The sequence below is a fragment of the Streptomyces luteoverticillatus genome (assembly GCF_003970715.1).
GTDB classification, from domain to species: domain Bacteria; phylum Actinomycetota; class Actinomycetes; order Streptomycetales; family Streptomycetaceae; genus Streptomyces; species Streptomyces abikoensis.
Map to the genome: position 1 here is coordinate 4,548,281 of NZ_CP034587.1, position 19,831 is coordinate 4,568,111.

Consider the following 19,831-nt stretch of genomic DNA (forward strand, 5'->3'; position numbering starts at 1 on the left):
CTGGACAGATCGGATGATGAGTCGGATGATCAAATGAGTGCGGGCGGCACCGGATGAGCGGTCACGAAGCGTCTGGGTCGCGGCCCCCAAGGGGCAACCAAAGTGCAGAGACGGTCCGGCACCGGCGATCCCCGGTGCCCATGGGCCGTTCCACCCTCAATATCTGACGCCGGACAGCGGGTTCCGGCGGGACGGAGCGATCGTGGCGCGCACCAGTGCGGCTCCCACCACCCCCACCAACCACCAGGAGCTGATCTCCTGGGTCGACGAGATCGCCGCCCTCACCCAGCCGGACCAGGTGGTCTGGTGCGACGGTTCCGAGGCCGAGTACGAGCGCCTGTGCGAGGAGCTCGTCGCCAAGGGGACCTTCCGGAAACTCGACCCGGTCAAGCGCCCCAACTCCTACTACGCCGCCTCCGACCCCAGCGACGTGGCGCGCGTCGAGGACCGTACGTTCATCTGCTCCGAGAAGGAGGAGGACGCCGGCCCGACCAACCACTGGAAGGCCCCGGCGGAGATGCGCGAGATCTTCTCCGGTGAGCAGGGGATCTTCCGCGGCTCCATGCGCGGCCGCACCATGTACGTCGTGCCCTTCTGCATGGGCCCCGTCGGCTCGCCGCTCTCCGCGATCGGCGTCGAGATCACCGACTCCGCCTACGTCGCCGTCTCGATGCGCACCATGACCCGCATGGGCCAGGCCGTCCTCGACGAGCTCGGCACCGACGGCTTCTTCGTCAAGGCCGTCCACACCCTGGGCGCCCCGCTGGCCGAGGGCGAGCAGGACGTGCCCTGGCCCTGCAATTCCACCAAATACATCTCGCACTTCCCCGAGGACCGCGAGATCTGGTCCTACGGCTCCGGCTACGGCGGCAACGCCCTGCTGGGCAAGAAGTGCTACGCCCTGCGCATCGCCTCCGTGATGGCCCGGGACGAGGGCTGGCTCGCCGAGCACATGCTCATCCTCAAGCTCACCCCGCCGCACGGCGAGCCGAAGTACGTCGCCGCCGCCTTCCCCTCCGCCTGCGGCAAGACCAACCTCGCCATGCTGGAGCCCACCGTCTCCGGCTGGACGGTGGAGACCATCGGCGACGACATCGCCTGGATGCGCTTCGGCGAGGACGGCCGCCTCTACGCCATCAACCCCGAGGCCGGCTTCTTCGGCGTCGCCCCCGGCACCGGCGAGCACACCAACGCCAACGCCATGAAGACCCTCTGGGGCAACGCCGTCTTCACCAACGTCGCCCGCACCGATGACGACGACGTGTGGTGGGAGGGCATGACGGAGAAGGCCCCCGACCACCTGATCGACTGGAAGGGCAACGACTGGACCCCGTCCTCGGACACCCCGGCCGCCCACCCCAACGCCCGCTTCACCGTCCCGGCCTCGCAGTGCCCGATCATCGCCCCGGAGTGGGAGGACCCCAAGGGCGTCCCGATCTCGGCCATCCTCTTCGGCGGCCGCCGCGCCACGGCCGTCCCGCTGGTGACCGAGTCCTTCAACTGGCAGCACGGCGTCTTCCTCGGCGCCAACGTCGCCTCCGAGAAGACGGCGGCCGCCGAGGGCAAGGTCGGGGAGCTGCGCCGCGACCCGTTCGCCATGCTGCCGTTCTGCGGCTACAACATGGGCGACTACATGGGCCATTGGGTCAAGGTCGGCCAGGACAAGGACCAGTCCAAGCTCCCCAAGATCTACTACGTCAACTGGTTCCGCAAGGACGCGGGCGGCCGCTTCGTCTGGCCGGGCTTCGGCGAGAACAGCCGCGTCCTGAAGTGGATCGTCGAGCGCCTCGACGGCACGGCCGACGGCGTCGAGACCCCCATCGGCATCCTCCCGACGCGCGACGCCCTCGACACGGACGGCCTCACCATCCCGGACGCCGACCTCGACCTGCTCCTCACGGTCGACAAGGACGTCTGGCGCGAGGAAGCGGCCCTGGTGCCCCAGCACCTGGAGACCTTCGGCGACCACACGCCGAAGGAACTGTGGGACGAGTACCGGGCACTGGTCCAGCGACTGGGCTGACGCCCGCGCCCTGACGCCTGCGTTCCGACGGCTGTGCCCCGCTCTCTCCGGGCGGGGCGCAGCCGTGTCGTCAGACCGCCTGAGTTCCACCGGAAGGTCCGCGTCCGAGTGTGGGGATGCGCTACGGTCGCGGTAATCGGGTCGCTTCGTAGAGTGAACGAAGCGACCCCCAACGCTGGTTGCACCCGGCGAAGGGGGTCTACACCCGCGAGGTGCTATCCCAAGGAGACTCGCGAATGCAGAAGCATGCTATCCCTCCTGCACGTTTCTTCACGCAGGTGTCGAACGACATCATCCGCCATCCGCGCCTGTCGGCCGAGGCCGTACGCCTGTTGATGTGGCAGCTCTCGCTCCCCGGCGATGTGGACCAGCCGTTGTCGGAGACGGCGAAGCGGGCGGGGATCAAGAAGACGGCGTTCCAGCGCGCGAAGCAGGAGCTGATCGCGGAGGGGTACGTCCACGAGTGGCGCGGCCAGGGCCCGCACGGCCGCTGGGCGACCAGGCAGCTCGTCTCGAACGTACCGCTGAGCGCCGAGGAGGCGCTGGTGGCACGGGACGGGGACCGTCCAGCCGAGCCGCCGACGGCCGTGGAACCGACGGCCGTGGAACCGGCCACCGGCGAGCCGGAGGGCCGGTCCGTCGGCCGTTCCCAAGAAAACACGGAAGGGAACACGCAGAACCCTCCCTCCCAGCCCTCCCCGTCCTCCCCGCTGATCGAGCGCGGCGCCCTGGCGCTCTCCTCCGTCTCGCACCGCGAGCGCCAACTGTGCCTGACCGGGCGGGAGGTGACGGGACTGGCCCCACTGGCCGCCGAGTGGTTCCTGCGCGGCGCCTCGCTGACCGACCTGCGTGAGGCGCTGACCTCGGGACTTCCCGAACGCGTCCACTCGGCAGCGGCCCTCGCCCGCAACCGCCTGACGCGCAAGCTGCCGCCGATGCCGTCGTTCGCTGAGCAGCGGGTCCAGGAAACCCCCGCTGCCGAGCCGCGCGTGGCGAGCATGCGCGAATGCCGGGGCGAGCACGTGCAGCCGCGCTTGTTCCGCCCGGTGGCAGAGGAGACCTTGTGCCCGGCCTGCCGCCGGGAACAGGCAGCAGAAACCGCCACAACGACCGCGATGGAGACGCCTCATTCCGCTGCCACATGGGGCGCGGCGACAGCGCGAACGGTACTGAGCGTCGGCGCCTGAGGCGGAGGGACTTTCCTGTTCTGGAAAGGATCAGTCCTTGACCGTGCCGTAATCGTCTCGGGAGCATCGACATGACGGACGCACCACCGATGCGAGGGGGGCAAGGGATGCTGCGGAAGCTGTCGGGTGATCCGGACTGCAAGAACGGGACGTGCCCGACCTTGTGGGCGACGGAGGACGCGGGAAGCTACGTGGTTCAGGGGTACGTCGTCACCGATCCCGAACGGCTGGCGCAGCTCGACTTGCCCGAAGGGGAATCCGCCGTCCTGGTTCCGGCCGCCGTCCTGGAGGGGTATTTCCGTGCTCAGCGGTGAAGAGTTCGGCCGACTGTTCGAGACCTTCGAGTGCTCGGCATTCCGCCTGGAGACCCTTGCCGCCTACGACATCGAGGACGAACGAGAAGAGTTCGAAGCTTTCCTGGCGGGCAAACCGATGCCACCCGAGTGGCATGACAATCCGTGGGTGCGGTCCATGACGGACCGAGGGAAGTCCGTGGCCCGTGTGCACGTCCTTCGGTCGCCGCTCACCGACTACCTCCGCTACGAGCTGTCGGCATACCCCGGGAACATCACGGCCGGGGAGTCCGTCGGGATCATCGACCTGTCGGAGAGAGAGGTATCCGGCCTCCCGGATCACGACTTCTGGCTGTTTGACGACGCCGACGTCTACCGGATGCACTACACGGCAGGCGGGCGGTTCGCGGGAGCGGAGCTCCTGTCGGCGGATCGGCTCGCCGAGTATCGGCAGTACCGGGACATCGCCTCGGCCCACGCCGTTCCGTTCGCGGAGTACTGGAGCATGCGCTACTGAGCCGACGCACGGAACTGGGAACTGCTTTGCGGGCGCTCAGGGTGACATCGGGACTCACCGGTGAGACCGTCGCCCGTAGGTCCGCCATGTCCGCGGGGAAGCTTTCGAAGATCGAGACAGGCAAGGTCCTGCCCAGCGTTACCGACGCCGACCTGATCCTGACCGCCCTGGGGGTATCGGAAGCGGCCAAGGCCGAGTTCCTGGAGGCGGCGAGAGCCGAGGCCACCGAGGCCACGGCGTGGCGTGTGCTGCGCCGGATGGGGCCTTGGAAACACCAGAAGGCAATCAAGGCCATCGAGGCCCGGACAGCTGTTCTCCGACTCTTTCAGGGACAACTGATTCCCGGCTTGCTCCAGACCCCGGAGTACGCCTACGCCGTCTTCTCCCTACCGCCCGGCTTGTCAGACGAGTGCAAGGCCAAGACCGTAGCCGCACGGCTCGAGCGTCAAACGGTGCTCTACGAGCCACGCCGGACCTTCGAATTCCTCATCTGTGAGCACGTTCTGAGATGGCGCATCTGCGCGCCCGTCGTCATGGCGCTGCAACTCGACCGGCTGCTGTCCCTGTCTCGATTGCCCAACGTCAGGCTCGGCGTGATCCCGTTGTCCGGCTTGATGCCGGACTTCCCGATGACGTGCTTCAGCCTGCATGACGATCGGCTGGTCATTGTGGAGACGTTCCATTCGGAGGTCAGCACGCGCGAGCCGAGAGACATTCAGCAGTACTCGGAGACGTTCGAACGGTTCGCCTCGGTCGCTGTCTACGGCGCCGACATGCGAGTCGTCGTCGAGGCCATCCGGGACGACTTCTTTCACGAACAGGAAACCAGCTAGATCCCGACGCCCCGACCCGGACACCATCGACTCCTGACGCACACAGACGGCAGTGAAGGGGTACGCGATGGCGGCCGGGACCGATGAATGGGAGTACGTGACCTATGCGCCCCATGGAGCGAAGTGCTCCGTCTGTCGCCGCGACGTGAAGCCTCTCGATCCGGTCCGCAGGGGAACCATTCAGCAGGCTGCTGGTCCGCCCGTGGCGGTGTACCGACACGCGGGACAGTGCCCACGCCGGGGAACGGCTGCGGCGTGATGGTTCCTGTCACTGGTCCGTCTCCCCGGCGGAGTGACAGGTAAGCCCCCGACCGGACAAGGCTTGAACAGGGACAGGACGTGTCCCGTCTGGGCTGACGTGCTCAGGTTCTCTCCCCCGGTCCGCCCCTTGGCTGGGGTGCCGCCCTGGGCGGTGAGGGCATCGGTTCCGGACCCAGGGAAGCCGGAGCACCCACCTCCAACGCTTCCGCCCACTGCGGGCGAAGGACGGCCTCCAGCGGCCGTCAGGCAGATCAGGAAGGACATACCGATGACCGACCTGTACGAACTCCCGATCGACTGGGCCGAGTTCTCGAAGGCGTGCGGAGGCAACACCCATCCGGACGGCGAGGCGTGCGTGACGCTGGCGAAGATCGGGCCGGACGCGTGGGCCGTGGGTGACAGCAAGCGCCCCGACGCCGAACCGCTGCGCTTCACCACGGCGGAGCTGAACGCGGCGGGCATCGACCCCGCCCGCTTCGCACTGTCCGCCTGAACCGCCCGAACCGCCTGAACTGACGGCCCTGCCCTCGCGCCGACGGGCGGGGCCGTCGCCATTCCACGGAACGGAGCAGCGGTGCACCACCACGGCTACGCATGGCTCGGGGAGAAGAAGACCTTCGACAAAGAGAGCATCCGCAGACCACCCGGCCAACCCCCGACAGCAGGCAGTGAGAAGGACGTGGTCGACCGGTACCGGGAGGCCGTGGCCGTGTTCCCGACGTCTGACGTTCCCCCGATCCAGACAGCGCACTGGCTGATGAAACCGCCCTCGATGATCCGGGGAACATGGGAGGAACCCAAGGACGCCGGCGCATGGCTCGGCCTCCAGCTCACCGAGTTCGCACCCCGGTTCGCCTCTGAGGACGATCGGGAGGCGGCCAGGCTGGTGCTCCTGGTGAAGGCGGCGGTCGAACGGCTCACATGGGGAGGCGACGTGTCCCTCGGCCACTACCTCAACGGCACCGTCTTCCATTCCGTCGCCCTCGTGACGTGCTCACCCAACCGCGCCGAACCCGCTCTGCCCTGCCCGGAAGTCGGCGCGGGCGTTACATCCCGTCCGTGATGCCCAGCTTCGCCGCGTGGGCGTGGAGGCGCTCCGCCGCCAGGGCCGCGCCCGTCGCGTCGCCGCGTTGGGTGGCGACGACCAGGGCCTGGCCGGCGAGGGTGTGGGCGCGCTGGTGGAGGGCGGTGACGTGGGTCGGGGTGGGGGTGGGGGTCGTCGGCCGGGCTCGGAGTGGGGCGCTGCCGCGCAGGTGTTGTACGCGCAGGGCCAGTCGGTGCGCGGCGTCGTCCAGTTCGGGCGACGGGGTCAGCGCGCGGAGCTCGTCCGTCACGGTGAGCAGGGCCGTGAGATGGCCGGCGAGCCGGATGGTGAGCTCCTCCTCGCGGGAGCGGTGCGGCCCGTGCGTGCAAACCGTGTGCTTGGTGCGGGTCGGCTCGTACATGGATGGCCTCCTGAGTTACCTCTGAAGGCCATCCTAACTTAGACCCTGTCTAAAGTTGTCCCCGTTGCAGAGTGGGGCGGGGTTACGGCTGTCCGTAGCCGTCCAGGAAGTTGCCGATCCGGGTGACCGCGTCCGCCAGGTCCTTGGTGGAGGGCAGGGTGACCAGGCGGAAGTGGTCCGGCTCCGGCCAGTTGAAGCCCGTGCCGTGGACCACCATGATCTTCTCGGCCCGGAGCAGGTCGAGGACCATCTGCCGGTCGTCCTTGATCTTGTAGACCTTGGGATCCAGCCGGGGGAACGCGTAGAGCGCGCCCTTCGGCTTGACGCAGGTGACGCCCGGGATCTGGGTGAGCAGCTCGTGCGCCACGTCGCGCTGCTCCAGCAGCCGGCCGCCCGGCAGTACCAGGTCGTTGATCGACTGCCGGCCGCCGAGCGCGGTGGCCACCGCGTACTGCGCGGGCATGTTGGCGCACAGCCGCATGTTGGCGAGGATCGTCAGGCCCTCGATATAGCTGTCGGCGTGGGCCTTGGGGCCGCAGACCGCCATCCAGCCGCTGCGGTAGCCCGCCACCCGGTATGCCTTGGACAGGCCGTTGAAGGTGAGGGTCAGCAGGTCCGGGGCGATGGCGGCGGTCGGGGTGTGGGTGACGCCGTCGTAGAGGATCTTGTCGTAGATCTCGTCGGAGCAGACGATCAGATTGTGACGGCGGGCGATCTCCGTGAGGGACCGCAGCATCTCGTCGTCGTAGACCGCACCCGTGGGGTTGTTGGGGTTGATGATGACGATCGCCTTGGTGCGGTCCGTCACCTTGCTCTCGATGTCGGCCAGGTCCGGCATCCAGTCCGACTGCTCGTCGCAGCGGTAGTGCACCGCCGTGCCGCCCGCGAGGGAGACGGACGCGGTCCACAGGGGGTAGTCCGGCGCGGGGACGAGGACCTCGTCGCCGTCGTCGAGCAGCGCCTGCATCGACATCTGGATCAGCTCGGAGACGCCGTTGCCGAGGTACACGTCCTCGACGGACAGCTCGATGCCCTTGGTCTCGTAGTGCTGCACCACCGCGCGGCGGGCGGCGGGCAGGCCCTTCGCGTCGCCGTAGCCGTGGGCGTCGCCCACGTTGCGCAGCATGTCCTCGAGGATCTCGGGCGGGCACTCGAAACCGAAGATCGCGGGGTTGCCGGTGTTCAGCTTGAGGATGCGCTCACCTGCCGCTTCCAGCCGCATGGCCTCCTCGAGCACCGGGCCACGGATTTCGTAGCAGACGTTGGCGAGCTTCGTTGACTGGATCACCTGCATGACGGCCACCATACGGGGGCGCCACATGCCGTGCGCGCGCTTTCTTCCGTCGCTTTGGTCGCATCCGGCCCACCTGTAATGCCCAGGTCAGGTCGTCGGCGTGCGGCGTACTGTCCGTCCGGCCAGTACGTCCGTCCGGCGTCCGTCTTCCATCACAAAGCGTCCGGCAATCAGGACATAAGGAATACCGGTCGGAAGCGTCCGTGGGGCTTCGAAAGTGGCACCGGCGGCAACCGTTTCCGGATCGAAGAGAACGACGTCGGCGTGGTGTCCCTCGCGGATCAAGCCCCTGTCCGGCAGCCTCAGCCGGGCCGCCGGACGTGACGTGAGATGCGCCACGCACTCCTCCAGGGAGAGCACTCCCAGCTCCCGGACGTAGTGGCCCAGGTAGTGCGGGAACGTTCCGTAGGCGCGCGGATGCGGTTTCGCGCCGTGCAGGATCCCGTCGCTGCCGCCCGTGTGTACCGCGTGCCGCATGATCGTGCGGACGTTCTCCTCGTGGCCGACGTGCTGGAGGATCGTGGGGCCCAGATCGTCTTCGAGCAGGAGCCGGCGGGCCGTCGTCCATGGTTCCTCGCCCCGCTCGCGCGCCGAGTGGGCGATGCTTCGGCCGATATATCGCGCGAGGGCCGAGTTCGATACGCCCGAGATCTCCACGCTCTCCCAGTCGACGGTCACCCCGTGGCAGCCGTCCGAACCCGTCACCTCCAGCGCGTGCCGGATCCGGGCCGCCGTCGCGTCGTCGCGCAGCCGGGCCAGGATCGCCTCCGGGCCGCCCTCGCCCGCCCAGCCCGGGAGGAGAGCGGCGAGCGTGGTGGAGCCGGGGGTGTAGGGATAGGTGTCGAGGGAGATGTCCGCGCCGTCGGCCAGCGCGGCGTCCAGCAGGGCCAGCAGCTCGGGGGCGCGGCCCTCGTTCACCCCGAAGTTCATGACGGCGTGCGCCAGGTGGAGGGCGCAGCCCGCCGTCCGGGAGAGCTCGATCATCTCCGCGTACGCCCGGAGCGCGCCCGCCCCGTACGAGCGGTGGTGCGGGCAGTAGTAGCCGCCGTACTCCGCCACGACCCGGCACAGCTCGGTCAGCTCGGCGTCGTCGGCGTACATCCCGGGCGTGTAGGTGAGCCCGGACGAGAGGCCCACCGCGCCCTGCGCCAGGCCCTCGGCGACCAGGCGCTTCATGCGGTCGAGCTCGGCGGCCGTCGCCGGGCGGTCCTCCCAGCCGACGGCCAGCATGCGGACGGTGCCCTGGGGGACGAGGTAGGCGGCGTTGACGGCGATGCCCTCGCCGGCGAAGCCGTGGTCCAGGCGGTCGAGGTAGCCGCCGACGGAGCGCCACGTGAAGTCGATGTCCGCGCCGTCCCCGTTCCAGCCGGTGATCTGGGCGCGCACCTCGGCGAGGGTGCGGTCGTCGACGGGCGCGTAGGACAGGCCGTCCTGGCCGATGACCTCCAGGGTCACCCCCTGCGCGGCCTTCGCGGTGTGGGCGGGGTCGCGGAGGAGGGCGAGGTCGCTGTGGGCGTGCATGTCGATGAAGCCGGGCGCCAGCGCCAAGCCTGTGGCGTCGAGGGTGCGGGGGGCCCACGGTCTGGGGCCTTCGCCCTCGCGGTGGATCTCGGCGATCCGGCCGCCCGCGAGGGCGACGTCGGCTCGGTAGGAGGGGCGGCCGGTGCCGTCCATGACGCGGGCGTTGCGGATGACCAGGTCCATGCGGGTCCCCTGCGGGCCGGTGGTCCGGTTGTGCCCACCCTCCCCCAGCTACCGCTGGGAGGTGCCCCCAGCCCAGCGGAACGGGTGACCACAACCGGCGGGGTCGGTCAGAAGAAAGTGCGGACGTATTCCGTGACCGTTCCGTCCGCCGTCGCCAGCGGGATGAGCGGCCACTTCTCGAAGACCGTGCACGGGTGCGACAGGCCCAGGCCCACCCAGTCGCCGACCTCCAGCCGTTCCGCTTCCTCGCCCGTGAGGGAGACGAAGGCGTGCTGGTCGGCGAGGCGGGTGACGGTCAGGCCCGTGGCCGGGCGGAGGGAGCCGTCGCGGGCGGAGCGGATGACCTGCGGTTCCGGGAGGTCCAGGTCGTAGGAGACGTCGCGCTTGCCCGCGTTGAGGTAGGCCATGCCGGTCTCGGGGCGGGAGACGACCTGGGCCCAGAGACGGAAGGCCGGGTGGAGGGCGCCCTCGTCGGGGTGGCGGTTGAAGGGGGTCTTGCGGCGGTACTGGCCGTCGTCGTGGGTGACGTACGCGCCGGAGCGCAGCAGCTTGAGCACCGGCGCGGACAGCGGCGGAAGCTCTGCGAAGACGCTCGCGACGGCGTCGAACCACGCGCTGCCGCCCGCGCTGACCACGATCTCCTCGACACCGGCGAAGCGGCCCGCCTTGTCGAAGGCGACCGCGAGCCCCGTCAGCCGGCGCAGCCACGCGTCGACGGTCTCGGCGTCCGCGTCCGGGATCTCCGCCTCGTACCCGGCGACGCCGACCAGGCGCAGGGTGGCGGTGGCGGCCACCGCGTCCGCGACGGCCTCGCCCTCCGCCTCCGTACGGACGCCCGTACGGGCGCCCACCGCGCCCAGCTCGACGACGACGTCCAGCGGGCGGCCCGCGCCCGCGTCGCGCAGCGCGGCGTCCATCAGCTCGACGCCGCGCACGGAGTCGACGTAGGTGACGATCCGCAGCTCCTGGTCGGTGGCCAGCTCGCCCGCGAGCCAGCGCAGCGCGGCGGCGTCGACGACCTCGTTGGCGAGGAAGATCCGCCGCACGCCGAAGGCGCGGTAGACGCGGACCTGCGCGGGGGTGGCGGCGGTGATGCCCCAGGCGCCGCGGTCGAGCTGGCGCTCGAAGAGCCGCGGGGCCATCGACGTCTTGCCGTGCGGGGCGAAGGCCAGGCCGTGCCGTTCGGACCACTGCTCCATCAGCCCGAGGTTGTGGTCCAGCGCCTCGGCGGAGAGGGCCAGCACCGGCGTGGTGAAGCCGCCGGTGAACAGCGAGCGCCGCTCGGCCGCCAGTTCGCCGACGCTCCGGCCGTCCGCGTCCGGGGGCAGCCCCTTGAACCGGTGGTCCACCCGCTCCCGGGCGAGCTCGGCGACGGCGTCGGTGGCTATGGCGGCGGGCGTGCCGGCCGTGCGGGCCGTGCTGGCCATGGGGCCTCCCAAGGGATCGGGACGCGTTGCGTTTTCTGCAACGTTCATTGCGTGTGGCGCTGCACGGTGTCTAACATCCCGGCAAGTGCCGGGTCAACGGCGTCTCACAGTGTCCGACGGTCTCAACGGTAGGGGGATGTCGTGAGCGGCCCCGACGTCGTGTGCCTCGGCGAGTCGATGGTCGTCCTCCGCCCGGGCCCGGCCGGAGCCGGGCGACGCCTCGCCGACGTGCCGTCCTTCGACCGCGGCATCGGCGGCGCCGAGTCGAACGTCGCCTGCGTCCTGGCGCGCGGCGGCCACCGCGCCCGCTGGATCAGCCGCGTCGGCGCCGACGCCTTCGGCACCCACCTGGTGGCCGCCGTCGCCGCCCACGGCGTGGACACCACGCACGTCCAGTACGACCCCGCCCGCCCCACCGGCGTGTACTTCCGGACGGCGGGTGAGCGGCCCACGACCCCCGGTGCGACCGCCCCGCACCACGCGGAGACCCTCTACTACCGTGCCGGATCGGCCGCCTCCGCCATGTCGCCCGCCCTGATCCCCCGCACGGCCGCCCACGCCGGACGGATCCTCCACCTCACCGGCATCACGGCCGCCCTCTCCACCGACTGCCTGGCCCTGCTCCGCGAGCTCGTCGACCGAGCTCCGGGCGGCGGCCCGCTGCTCTCCTTCGACGTCAACTACCGCGCCGCGCTGTGGCGGAACGCCGGAACGAGCCCGCGCGTCCTCGCCGAGCTCGCCCGCGCCTGCGACATCGTCTTCGTCGGCGAGGACGAGGCCGAGGCCGCCTGGGGCATCGACGGCGGCCCCGACGCGATACGCGCCGCCCTGCCCGAACCCGCCGTGCTCGTCGTCAAGCAGGGCGCCGCCGGAGCCACGGCCCACACCCGGGAATCCGTCGTGTCCATGCCCGCGCCCGCCGTCGACGTCGTCGCGCCCGTCGGCGCGGGCGACGCCTTCGCGGCCGGCTTCCTCTCCGCCACCCTGCGCGGACTCCCGCTGCCCGCGCGCCTCCGGTACGGCCACCTCATGGCCGCCGCCGCCCTCACCGTCCCCGGCGACCTCGCCGAACCGCCGCCCGCCGCCCTCGCGGACGCCCTGGCGGGACTGGACCCCGCCGCCTGGGGAAGACTGCGACTCGGCCCGGGCTGGACCACGGACACCCGGACGAAGGACATACGGGTGGCAGACCCCCTCACAGAGGACTCCCGCACAGAGGACCCCCGCACATGAGCCAGACCGTCGACCGCGCCCTGAGCATCCTGCCGCTGCTCGCCGAGGGCCCCGCCAACCTCGAACAGGTGGCGAGCCGCCTCGGCGTCCACAAGTCCACCGCGCTGCGCCTGCTGCGCACCCTCCACGAGCACGGCATCGTCTACCGGCAGCAGGACCAGCGCTACCGCCTCGGCGCCCGCCTCTTCGCCCTCGCCCAGCAGGCCGTCGAGAGCCTCGACATCCGCGAGATCGCCCACCCCCACCTCGTCGCCCTCAACGAGAAGTGCGGCCACACCGTCCACCTCGCCGTGTACGAGGACGACGAGGTCCTCTACATCGACAAGGTCGAGAGCCGCTACCCCGTACGGATGTACTCCCGCATCGGCAAGCCCGTGGCGATCACCGTGGCGGCCGTGGCCAAGCTGCTCCTCGCCGACCTCCCCGAGCCCGAGCGCCGCGCCGTCGCCGGCCGCCTCGACTACCCCGCCTACACCTCCCGTTCCACCCCCGACGCCACCGCCTTCCTCCAGGAGCTGGCCGCCGTACGGGAACGCGGGTGGGCCACCGACTTCGGCGGCCACGAGGAGTCCATCAACTGCGTCGGCGCCCCAGTCCGGGGCCCCGACGGACGGGTCGTCGCCGCCTGCTCGGTGTCGGCGCCCAACGTCGTCGTCTCCTCCGACGAACTCCTCGCCCTGCTGCCGCTGCTGCGCCGCACAGCGGACGCGATCAGCGCCGAGTACTCCGGAATCTCGATCCCGGCGACCGTTTCCCCGACGAAAGCGATGCCATGAGCGACAAGACCCCGAAGGCCCTCAAGACCGCCGTCACCCCCGTCGGCCACACCACCCCGCCCGCGAAGTTCTCGCACGGCGTGCGCAAGGGGAACATCCTCCAGGTCGCCGGCCAGGTCGGCTTCCTGCCCGCCGAGCCCGGGCAGGACGGCCCCGTCGTCGCCGGCCCGGCCCTGCGCGAGCAGACGCTGCAGACCCTGGCCAACGTCCGGTCCGTGCTGGAGGCGGGCGGCGCGAGCTGGGAGGACGTGGTGATGCTGCGCGTCTACCTGACGGACACGGAGCACTTCGCGGAGCTGAACGAGATCTGGAACGACTACTTCGCCGACCTGAAGGAGGCCCCTGCGGCCCGGACGACGGTCTACGTCGGCCTGCCCAAGGGCCTCCTGATCGAGATCGACGCGCTCGCGGTACTGGGCTGAACCCCAGCGAGCCCGCTGAGGCTCAGCCGCGCCGGAGCGGGGCGGTCATGAGCAGTACTGCTGCTCCTTCCCGATCGACCGGTACATGCAGTCCGCGTTCTCCAGGAGCTGCAGCACCGCCTCCCGGTTGCGCGCCACCTCGCGGTCGATGACCGACGCCGGCGGGTAGAAGCCGCCGCCCGCCCCGCTCGCGTCCGGGTACATCTCGAAGGTGTAGGCGAAGACCTTCTGGTTCCCCCAGAGCCAGTCGTCGATCGACCCGTCGGTGATGTACAGGTCGCTGGACTGCTCCGGCGTGTAGCCGTTGCTCGCCGCCATGGACTTCCCGACGGCCGCGAACGCGTCGCGGTCGTCCTGCGTCATGCCGGGCGCCGTGTCGTCGTACGTCCAGCCGAACGGCCAGAGCACCAGCTCGCTGTAGGTGTGGAAGTCGATGGCGGCCTTGATCTGCTGCTTGCCGCCGACGACGCGGCTGCGGACGAAGTCCGCGACGACCTTCACCTCGGGGGCCGACTCCGGGCCGGAGCCGCGGTAGGTCTCCGAGCCGGTGCTGCCGGACGAGCCGCCGCAGCAGCCCCACTTGTAGTCCCAGTTGCGGTTGGTGTCCGTGCCACGCGAGTTCGAACCCGCGTTGGGCTGCCGGTTCTTGCGCCAGCCGCGGTAGGTGCCGGTGGCGATGTCGTATTCGCCGCCGTCGGGGTTGACGTCGGGCACGATCCAGACCACCCGGCTGTCGAGCATCTTGGTGACGCGCGCGTCCTTGCCGTACTGGGAGCCGAACTCCTTGAGCAGGTACAGCGCCATCTCGACGGTCAGGTGCTCGCGGGCGTGCTGGTGGTGGGTGAAGAGCACCTCCGGCTTGGCGGCGTCCGTCGTCGCCGAGCCGTTGGTGACCTTCACGGCGATGATGTCCCGGCCCTCGTAGGACTTGCCGATGACCTGCTTGCTCATGAGGGACGGGTACGCGGCGAGGTCCGCGTCGATCTCCGCCATGGCGCGGGCGTAGTTGTGGTACTTCGAGTCCGCCGGCGGGAAGTCGTACGGCCGGGCGGCGCGGCCGCGGTCCGGGGTGCCGGGCAGGGCCGTCACCCGGTAGCCCATGGCGCGGAGGCGCCCGGCCTGCGCGGCGTCGGCGGTGACGACGACGGAGTCCTTCCGCACGGCGTCGACCGAGACGCCGGTCGCGGCGACGGCGGTGCGCTGGGCGGCGGTTCTCGGCCCGGCGACCTCGTACGAGCGGGTGTCGTTCGCACGGATCTCATCCGCGTGAGTGCCGTCCGTCCGGGTGCCGTTCGAGCGGTCCGGGCGGTCCGCGCCGTGCGAGGACGCGGGGGCGGCCATGGCCAGGGTGAGCAGGGCGGCGCCCGTGGCGGCGGCCCACCGGCCGTGGCTCTTGCGGGTACGGGGGGTGTGGGGTCGCATGCGGCCTCCTGAGGGGCGTTCGTGCGACGAATGAGGGGGGTGTTCGCTGTGTCGATCCTCCCCAGTGTTCGAGGCATGTCATGAGCAGGTCAAGGAGAAGTGTGCGAGGGAAACAAGCCAACTTCCCCACCACTTCAGACCGCTTGATTGCCGGGCGCCCACAACGGCCCCAACAATGCACACGTCAAAACCGGATGCACTTCTGAACGGAGAGGACCACCCCCCATGAGACGACCTCTCGTCGGTGCGCTCACGACGCTGCTGCTCACCGGGGCGACCGTCGCCGGCGCCGGACCCGCCACGGCCGCGCCGGCCACCGCGCAGCCCCAGGCCGCGGCCAAGACCAAAGCCGTCGACTTCGCCGGCACCGTGGCGCTGAGCAACTGTTCCGGCTCGCTGATCCGCATGCCCAACTCGGCCGACAACGACCCCGGCCTCGTGATGACCAACGGCCATTGCCTGGAGACCGGCATGCCCGGCCCCGGCGAGGTCCTCGTCGACCAGCCCTCCAGCCGCACCTTCAGCCTGCTCAACTCCACCGCCGGCAAGGTCGCCACGCTCCAGGCCACCAAGGTCTCGTACGCGACGATGACGGACACCGACGTCACGCTCTACGAGCTGAACACCACCTACGCGCGGATCAAGCAGCAGTACGGCATCGACGCCCTCCGTCTCTCGGGCGACCACCCCGTCGCCGGCACGCCCATCAAGGTCGTCTCCGGCTACTGGAAGCGCATTTACTCCTGCAACGTCGACGGGTTCGTCCACCAGCTCCGCGAGGCCGACTGGACCTGGAAGGACTCGCTCCGCTACACCTCGTCCTGCAACACCATAGGTGGCACGTCCGGCTCGCCCGTCATCGACGCGAACTCCGGCAAGGTCGTCGCCATCAACAACACGGGCAACGAGAACGGCGAGCGCTGCACGATGAACAACCCGTGCGAGGTCGACGAGAACGGCACCGTCACCGTCCGCCGGGGCATCAACTACGCCGAGCAGACGTACGGCATCACCAAGTGCGTCGACACCGGCAACAAGATCGACCTCGACCTGCCGGGCTGCGAGCTCCCGAAGCCGGCGGGGGAGGAGCTGGCCCGCCGCTGACCGGCTCGCCCCCGCGGTGCCGGACGGGCCGGCCGACCCGGCCCGTCCGGCACCCGCTCGCCTACGGCAACCCGTGGACGTGCGGCCCCACCGCGTTCGACCAGGCGTTGCCCGCCGTGGCGTCCCAGTTCGTGGACCACGTCATCGCACCCCGCAGCCCCGGATACGTACGCGACGGCTTGAACGAACCGCAGCTCGTGCCCTTGGTGAGGCAGTCCAGCGCCGCGTTGACCACGGACGGCGCCACGTACCCGCTGCCCGCGCCGCGCGGCGAGGCGGGCACCCCCAGGCCCACCTGGGACGGGTCCAGCCCGCCCTCCAGCTGGACGCAGGCCAGCGCGGTCAGGAAGTCCACCGACCCCTGCGCGTACACGTTCCCGTCGCAGCCGTTCATCGAACCGCTGTTGTAGAACTGCGTGTTGACGACGGTCAGGATGTCCTTGATGTCGAGCGCGGTCCTGAAGTAGCCCGAGGGCGTCGACTGCATGTCGATCGTCTGCGGCGCCATCGTGATGACGAGCTTGTCGCCCGCCTTCGCCGACAGCGCGCGCAGCGCCTGCGTCATATACGTCGGGTTCAGCCCGTTCTCCAGGTCGATGTCGACGCCGTTGAAGCCGTATTTCCGCATCAGCGCGTACACGCTGTCGGCGAAGTTGTTCGCGGACGTCGCGTCGTTGACGCTCACCGCGCCCCGCTCGCCCCCGACGGAGATGACGACGGACTTTCCCGCCGCCTGTTTGGCGGCGATGTCGGCTTTAAACGCCGCCTCCGGGTATTTCAGCGCCGGGTCGAGGGTGAAGTCGACGGCCCCGGGTGTCGTCGTCGCGTCCGCGAAGGCGACGGCGATGATGTCGTACGCGGCCGGGACGTCGGCGATCTTCTGGACGGTGGCGCCGTTGTCGAAGTTCTGCCAGTAGCCGGTCACCGCGTGCCGGGGCACGCCCGGGGTGCCGCCCCCGCCCCCGGCCGTCGTGGCGGTGACGGCCGCCGAGGCGGCCGACTCGCCGGCGGCGTTGGACGCCGTCACCTGGAAGCGGTACGAGGTGGCCGCCGCCAGCCCGGTGACGGTGGCGGACGTACCGGTCGTCGACAGCGCCTTGGCGCCGTCCCGGTAGAGGGTGTAACCGGTCGCGCCGGGCGCGGCCTGCCAGCTCAGGGCCACGGACGACGCGGTGACCGCGCCCGCCGCCAGCCCGCCCGGCGCGTCGGGCACCCGGCCGCCGGGATCGCCCGGGTCACCGCCGGCGGGACCCGTGAGGGTGATGTCGTCGGCGAAGTAGGCGGGCTGCCCGTACCACCCATGGGTGAACACCGTGACGGAGGTGGTGTTCGCTCCGGTTGTGAAACCGGTGGTGAGCTGCTGCCAGTCGGCCGCGTTCGGCGTCCACGTCGACACGTCCGTGGTGCCCGTCCCGCTCGCGCCGAGGTAGACGTACGAGCCCCGCACCCACGCGCTCAGCGTGTACGAGGAGTTGGGCCGCACGCTCACGCTCTGCGCGCACGTGGCGGTGTCCGAGCCGGTGGGGGTGGCCCGGAGCGCGGCGGAGCCGGAGTGTGCGGGGGAGGCGACCGTCGTGCCGCTGCCGCCGGTACAGCTCCAGGAGGAGAGGCCGGACTCGAAGCCGGGGTTCTTGACGAGATTCGGCTCGGCGGAGGCCGGGGTGGCGGCCCGGGCGGTCACCGCGTTCGCACCGCCCAGCGCCACGAGGCCGCCGGCCGCGAGCGCGAAGGAGACGAGGGCGCCGCCGAGGCGGCGTCTGAGGGGCGGGCGGCTGCGGTGCCGACGATGAGGTATGCGTTCCACTACTGCCTCCGGTGGGAAGGAAGTTGACGCTGTTGTGAAGTGTGAATGAGGGGGTGACTGGGGGGTGTTCATGCGGAACGGTGGCCACCGTCCGTGGCGCCAATGTGGTCCAGACCAATGCTTTCGTCAAGGCTTCGGCACCACCGCCACCACCCCGTGGGGCAAACATCGAGGAACTGTTCTCAGCCGCTCCATTCGTGGATAAAGTGCGGAGGCGCCAGCACTGGGCAGTATCGATCTGCGACCGCCGGAGCCCCCGCGGCCGGAGTGAACGGGGAAGCCGACGTGCCGATTGCGATAGCGGTCACCAGCTCCGATCTGGTGCTCCCCCCGCCCGGCGGGCCCGTCCCGGAGGCCGCCGTGCTGCGGCCCCCCGAGGAGCAGCCCCTGGAGACGGCCGTCACCCAGGCCGCCCTCCTGCTCGACCAGTGCGGCCACCTCGTCGTCCTCTACCCCGACTCCCTCCCCGCCGCCTACGTCCGCCGCCTGCACACCGTGCGCTCGGTCCTGGAGAGCGACCGCGTCGCCCTCCTGCCCGTCCCCCTGCCACCGCTCGCCGTCGGCGTCCTGGCCCGGCAGTTACGGCAGTTGTCCGTCTCCGACCTCAGCCCCGGCGTCCTCGCCTCCGCCGCCCGGCTGCTCACCCACTACATCTACGCGGGCGCCCAGTTGTCCTCCGTCGCCCGCTGCGACCGCGTGGACGTGAGCATCGGCGCGCACGTCAGCTCCCTCGTCCCCGGCACCCGCTTCGGTGTCCTCGTCAACCCCGCCCGCAGGCTGCTGCGCACCGGTCCCGGCGAGACCCCCGACGGCCCCGGGTTCGCCACCCGGCTGACCGTCGCCCGCTCCCGCCCCCGCACCGGCGAGGACTGGGTCACCGACACCCTCGCCCCGGGCTGGCGGGTCCAGGGCGTCCAGGAGATCCTCCCGCTGCCCGCCGACTCCCGGCGCTGGTGGGGCACCCCGAGGGCGGTCGAGTTCGCGGCGGCCATCCCCGACCCGTCCGTGCTGTACCAGCTCGTCACCTCCGTACGCCGCGAGGAGTGCCACTGGTGCGGCCTCGAACTCATCGGTGACCGCTGCGGTTTCTGCTCCGCGCCCGTGCCGCGCGCGGACGCCGCGATCGGCGGGGGCGGCGCGACCGGCGCGACCGGCGACCGTTCCGCCCATGCCCACGCCCTCGGCCCGCCCGCCGCCGCCCGGGCACCCGGCGCCCGCCACGCCGCCCCGGCGACGAGCGGCCGCTGAGCAGGGGCCGACAGTCCCGATGCCTGCCCCGGTACCCGCGGTGCCTGCCCCGATGCCCGTCCCGCCCCCGACCCCGGTCCGAACGAGGTTCGCCACCCCATGAATTCACGCCAGCGACGCGGCATCGTCCTGCTGCTCCTGTCGGCCCTCTGCGCCGTCGGCGCGTTCGCCGGGGTGTTCTCGGTCATCCACGACGCCGAGTCGAAGACCGGACCCGAGACCACCGCGTACCGGCTGAAGACCGATATCCCCGCCTACCGCGACCTGGACACGGACGAGTTCGAGAAGATCTCCATGCCCAGGCGCTGGCTCCCCGTCACCGCCGTCACCGACCTCTCCGCCGTCCACGGGAAGATCGCCGTCACCCCGCTGCGGAAGGGCTCGCTGCTCCAGAGCGACATGATCGTCGCCCGGCCCGCCCTCGCCCCCGGCAAGCAGGAGATCGCCATCATGATCGACGCGGCCACGGGCGTCGCCGGCAAGATCCAGCCGGGCGCGCGGGTCAACATCTACGCCACCTTCGACGCCAAGGAACAGGGCGCCAAGCCCGTCTCCAAGGTGATCGTCAGCGGCGCCCAGGTCATCGACGTCGGCAAGCTCACGCCCTTCAAACGGGACGGCGACAGCCGGTCCGCCGCCACCACCCGGCAGGCGGGGGAGGCCGTGCCGATCACCTTCGCCCTGGACACCAAGGACGCCCAGCGCGTCGCCTACGCCGAGTCGTTCGCCTCGCACGTCCGGCTCGCCCTCGTCGCCCCCGGCAGCCAGGAACCCGTCGGCGGCGGCGACCGTACGTACACCCTCGACGGTGACAAATAGCGTGGATGGAGGAGGCAGG

Annotated in this window: 19 protein-coding genes; 13 read left to right on the forward strand and 6 right to left on the reverse strand. The window is 70.7% G+C overall.

Features of this window, described 5'->3' with window-relative positions:
* The first annotated feature begins 202 nt into the window (after positions 1-202).
* The 7 genes from EKH77_RS20270 to EKH77_RS20305 all read left to right on the forward strand — a co-directional run bounded on the left by EKH77_RS20270 (position 203) and on the right by EKH77_RS20305 (position 6,177).
* Positions 203-2,023 (forward strand): phosphoenolpyruvate carboxykinase (GTP), encoded by a 1,821-nt coding sequence (locus EKH77_RS20270; protein WP_126915752.1) that lies wholly within the window; start codon positions 203-205, stop codon positions 2,021-2,023.
* 236 nt (positions 2,024-2,259) lie between these two features.
* Positions 2,260-3,210, forward strand: a complete 951-nt coding sequence (locus tag EKH77_RS20275) for a hypothetical protein (RefSeq protein WP_126915753.1) — start codon at positions 2,260-2,262, stop codon at positions 3,208-3,210.
* Between the two features lie 107 nt (positions 3,211-3,317).
* Positions 3,318-3,524: a hypothetical protein gene (locus EKH77_RS20280; protein WP_126915754.1), complete on the forward strand. Its 207-nt coding sequence runs from the start codon at positions 3,318-3,320 to the stop codon at positions 3,522-3,524.
* Positions 3,511-4,020: a DUF6879 family protein gene (locus EKH77_RS20285; protein WP_126915755.1), complete on the forward strand. Its 510-nt coding sequence runs from the start codon at positions 3,511-3,513 to the stop codon at positions 4,018-4,020. The genes EKH77_RS20280 and EKH77_RS20285 overlap by 14 nt, the downstream gene beginning before the upstream one ends.
* 14 nt (positions 4,021-4,034) lie before the next feature.
* Positions 4,035-4,853 carry a helix-turn-helix domain-containing protein gene (locus EKH77_RS20290; protein ID WP_276319258.1) on the forward strand — a complete coding sequence of 273 codons (819 nt, stop codon included), beginning with the start codon at positions 4,035-4,037 and terminating at the stop codon, positions 4,851-4,853.
* Positions 4,854-5,382: 529 nt separating this feature from the next.
* On the forward strand, positions 5,383-5,607 hold the full coding sequence (locus EKH77_RS20300; RefSeq protein ID WP_126915758.1) for a DUF397 domain-containing protein: 225 nt from the start codon (positions 5,383-5,385) through the stop codon (positions 5,605-5,607).
* Positions 5,608-5,688: 81 nt separating this feature from the next.
* On the forward strand, positions 5,689-6,177 hold the full coding sequence (locus EKH77_RS20305) for a hypothetical protein (RefSeq protein ID WP_126915759.1): 489 nt from the start codon (positions 5,689-5,691) through the stop codon (positions 6,175-6,177).
* Here EKH77_RS20305 and EKH77_RS20310 read toward each other — a convergent pair.
* The 4 genes from EKH77_RS20310 to EKH77_RS20325 form a co-directional block, all read right to left on the reverse strand.
* Positions 6,161-6,559 carry a hypothetical protein gene (locus EKH77_RS20310; RefSeq protein ID WP_126915760.1) on the reverse strand — a complete coding sequence of 133 codons (399 nt, stop codon included), beginning with the start codon at positions 6,557-6,559 and terminating at the stop codon, positions 6,161-6,163. The genes EKH77_RS20305 and EKH77_RS20310 overlap by 17 nt on opposite strands.
* Before the next feature lie 82 nt (positions 6,560-6,641).
* Entirely contained in the window at positions 6,642-7,853 is a 1,212-nt protein-coding gene (locus EKH77_RS20315; RefSeq protein WP_126915761.1) for a pyridoxal phosphate-dependent aminotransferase, read from the reverse strand.
* An 87-nt stretch (positions 7,854-7,940) separates the two neighbouring features.
* A complete protein-coding gene (locus EKH77_RS20320) occupies positions 7,941-9,557 on the reverse strand; it encodes an N-acyl-D-amino-acid deacylase family protein (protein ID WP_126915762.1) in 1,617 nt (538 codons plus the stop codon).
* A gap of 107 nt (positions 9,558-9,664) precedes the next feature.
* Entirely contained in the window at positions 9,665-10,984 is a 1,320-nt protein-coding gene (locus tag EKH77_RS20325) for an alanine racemase (protein WP_240667444.1), read from the reverse strand.
* A gap of 177 nt (positions 10,985-11,161) precedes the next feature.
* Between EKH77_RS20325 and EKH77_RS20330 the strand changes: the two genes are divergently transcribed.
* From EKH77_RS20330 to EKH77_RS20340, 3 genes are read left to right on the forward strand one after another with little or no spacing between them, the layout of a single operon-like run.
* On the forward strand, positions 11,162-12,217 hold the full coding sequence (locus EKH77_RS20330) for a sugar kinase (protein ID WP_126918182.1): 1,056 nt from the start codon (positions 11,162-11,164) through the stop codon (positions 12,215-12,217).
* Positions 12,214-12,993: an IclR family transcriptional regulator gene (locus EKH77_RS20335; RefSeq protein ID WP_126915764.1), complete on the forward strand. Its 780-nt coding sequence runs from the start codon at positions 12,214-12,216 to the stop codon at positions 12,991-12,993. The genes EKH77_RS20330 and EKH77_RS20335 overlap by 4 nt, the downstream gene beginning before the upstream one ends.
* The gene (locus EKH77_RS20340; protein WP_126915765.1) at positions 12,990-13,415 is read left to right on the forward strand and encodes a RidA family protein; all 426 of its coding nucleotides are present in this window, start codon (positions 12,990-12,992) and stop codon (positions 13,413-13,415) included. Before EKH77_RS20335 ends, EKH77_RS20340 begins: the two co-directional genes overlap by 4 nt.
* Before the next feature lie 45 nt (positions 13,416-13,460).
* On the opposite strand, the gene EKH77_RS20345 is transcribed toward EKH77_RS20340, so the two are convergent.
* Positions 13,461-14,837 carry a M14 family metallopeptidase gene (locus tag EKH77_RS20345; protein WP_126915766.1) on the reverse strand — a complete coding sequence of 459 codons (1,377 nt, stop codon included), beginning with the start codon at positions 14,835-14,837 and terminating at the stop codon, positions 13,461-13,463.
* A 225-nt stretch (positions 14,838-15,062) separates the two neighbouring features.
* Here EKH77_RS20345 and EKH77_RS20350 point away from each other — a divergent pair, with 225 nt between their 5' ends.
* Positions 15,063-15,941, forward strand: coding sequence for a S1 family peptidase (locus EKH77_RS20350; protein WP_126915767.1), 879 nt, complete (start codon positions 15,063-15,065; stop codon positions 15,939-15,941).
* 61 nt (positions 15,942-16,002) lie between these two features.
* Here the strand turns inward: EKH77_RS20350 and EKH77_RS20355 are convergent, their stop codons facing one another.
* Positions 16,003-17,745, reverse strand: coding sequence for a chitinase (locus EKH77_RS20355; RefSeq protein WP_430980996.1), 1,743 nt, complete (start codon positions 17,743-17,745; stop codon positions 16,003-16,005).
* A gap of 285 nt (positions 17,746-18,030) precedes the next feature.
* On the opposite strand from EKH77_RS20355, the gene EKH77_RS20360 reads away from it, so the two are divergent.
* A complete protein-coding gene (locus EKH77_RS20360; protein ID WP_240667445.1) occupies positions 18,031-18,993 on the forward strand; it encodes a hypothetical protein in 963 nt (320 codons plus the stop codon).
* Between the two features lie 99 nt (positions 18,994-19,092).
* The gene (gene cpaB / locus EKH77_RS20365) at positions 19,093-19,812 is read left to right on the forward strand and encodes a Flp pilus assembly protein CpaB (RefSeq protein ID WP_206279889.1); all 720 of its coding nucleotides are present in this window, start codon (positions 19,093-19,095) and stop codon (positions 19,810-19,812) included.
* Positions 19,813-19,831 lie beyond the last annotated feature (19 nt).

What these genes read in the sequence shown, in the direction of transcription:
- EKH77_RS20320 (WP_126915762.1), bottom strand. Translation starts at nt 9,557, where the DNA reads ATGGACCTGGTCATCCGCAACGCCCGCGTCATGGACGGCACCGGCCGC.
- EKH77_RS20330 (WP_126918182.1), top strand. Translation starts at nt 11,162, where the DNA reads ATGGTCGTCCTCCGCCCGGGCCCGGCCGGAGCCGGGCGACGCCTCGCC.
- cpaB (WP_206279889.1), top strand. Translation starts at nt 19,093, where the DNA reads ATGAATTCACGCCAGCGACGCGGCATCGTCCTGCTGCTCCTGTCGGCC.
- EKH77_RS20310 (WP_126915760.1), bottom strand. Translation starts at nt 6,559, where the DNA reads ATGTACGAGCCGACCCGCACCAAGCACACGGTTTGCACGCACGGGCCG.
- EKH77_RS20335 (WP_126915764.1), top strand. Translation starts at nt 12,214, where the DNA reads ATGAGCCAGACCGTCGACCGCGCCCTGAGCATCCTGCCGCTGCTCGCC.
- EKH77_RS20345 (WP_126915766.1), bottom strand. Translation starts at nt 14,837, where the DNA reads ATGCGACCCCACACCCCCCGTACCCGCAAGAGCCACGGCCGGTGGGCC.
- EKH77_RS20325 (WP_240667444.1), bottom strand. Translation starts at nt 10,984, where the DNA reads ATGGCCAGCACGGCCCGCACGGCCGGCACGCCCGCCGCCATAGCCACC.
- EKH77_RS20350 (WP_126915767.1), top strand. Translation starts at nt 15,063, where the DNA reads ATGAGACGACCTCTCGTCGGTGCGCTCACGACGCTGCTGCTCACCGGG.
- EKH77_RS20280 (WP_126915754.1), top strand. Translation starts at nt 3,318, where the DNA reads ATGCTGCGGAAGCTGTCGGGTGATCCGGACTGCAAGAACGGGACGTGC.
- EKH77_RS20315 (WP_126915761.1), bottom strand. Translation starts at nt 7,853, where the DNA reads ATGCAGGTGATCCAGTCAACGAAGCTCGCCAACGTCTGCTACGAAATC.
- EKH77_RS20275 (WP_126915753.1), top strand. Translation starts at nt 2,260, where the DNA reads ATGCAGAAGCATGCTATCCCTCCTGCACGTTTCTTCACGCAGGTGTCG.
- EKH77_RS20300 (WP_126915758.1), top strand. Translation starts at nt 5,383, where the DNA reads ATGACCGACCTGTACGAACTCCCGATCGACTGGGCCGAGTTCTCGAAG.
- EKH77_RS20340 (WP_126915765.1), top strand. Translation starts at nt 12,990, where the DNA reads ATGAGCGACAAGACCCCGAAGGCCCTCAAGACCGCCGTCACCCCCGTC.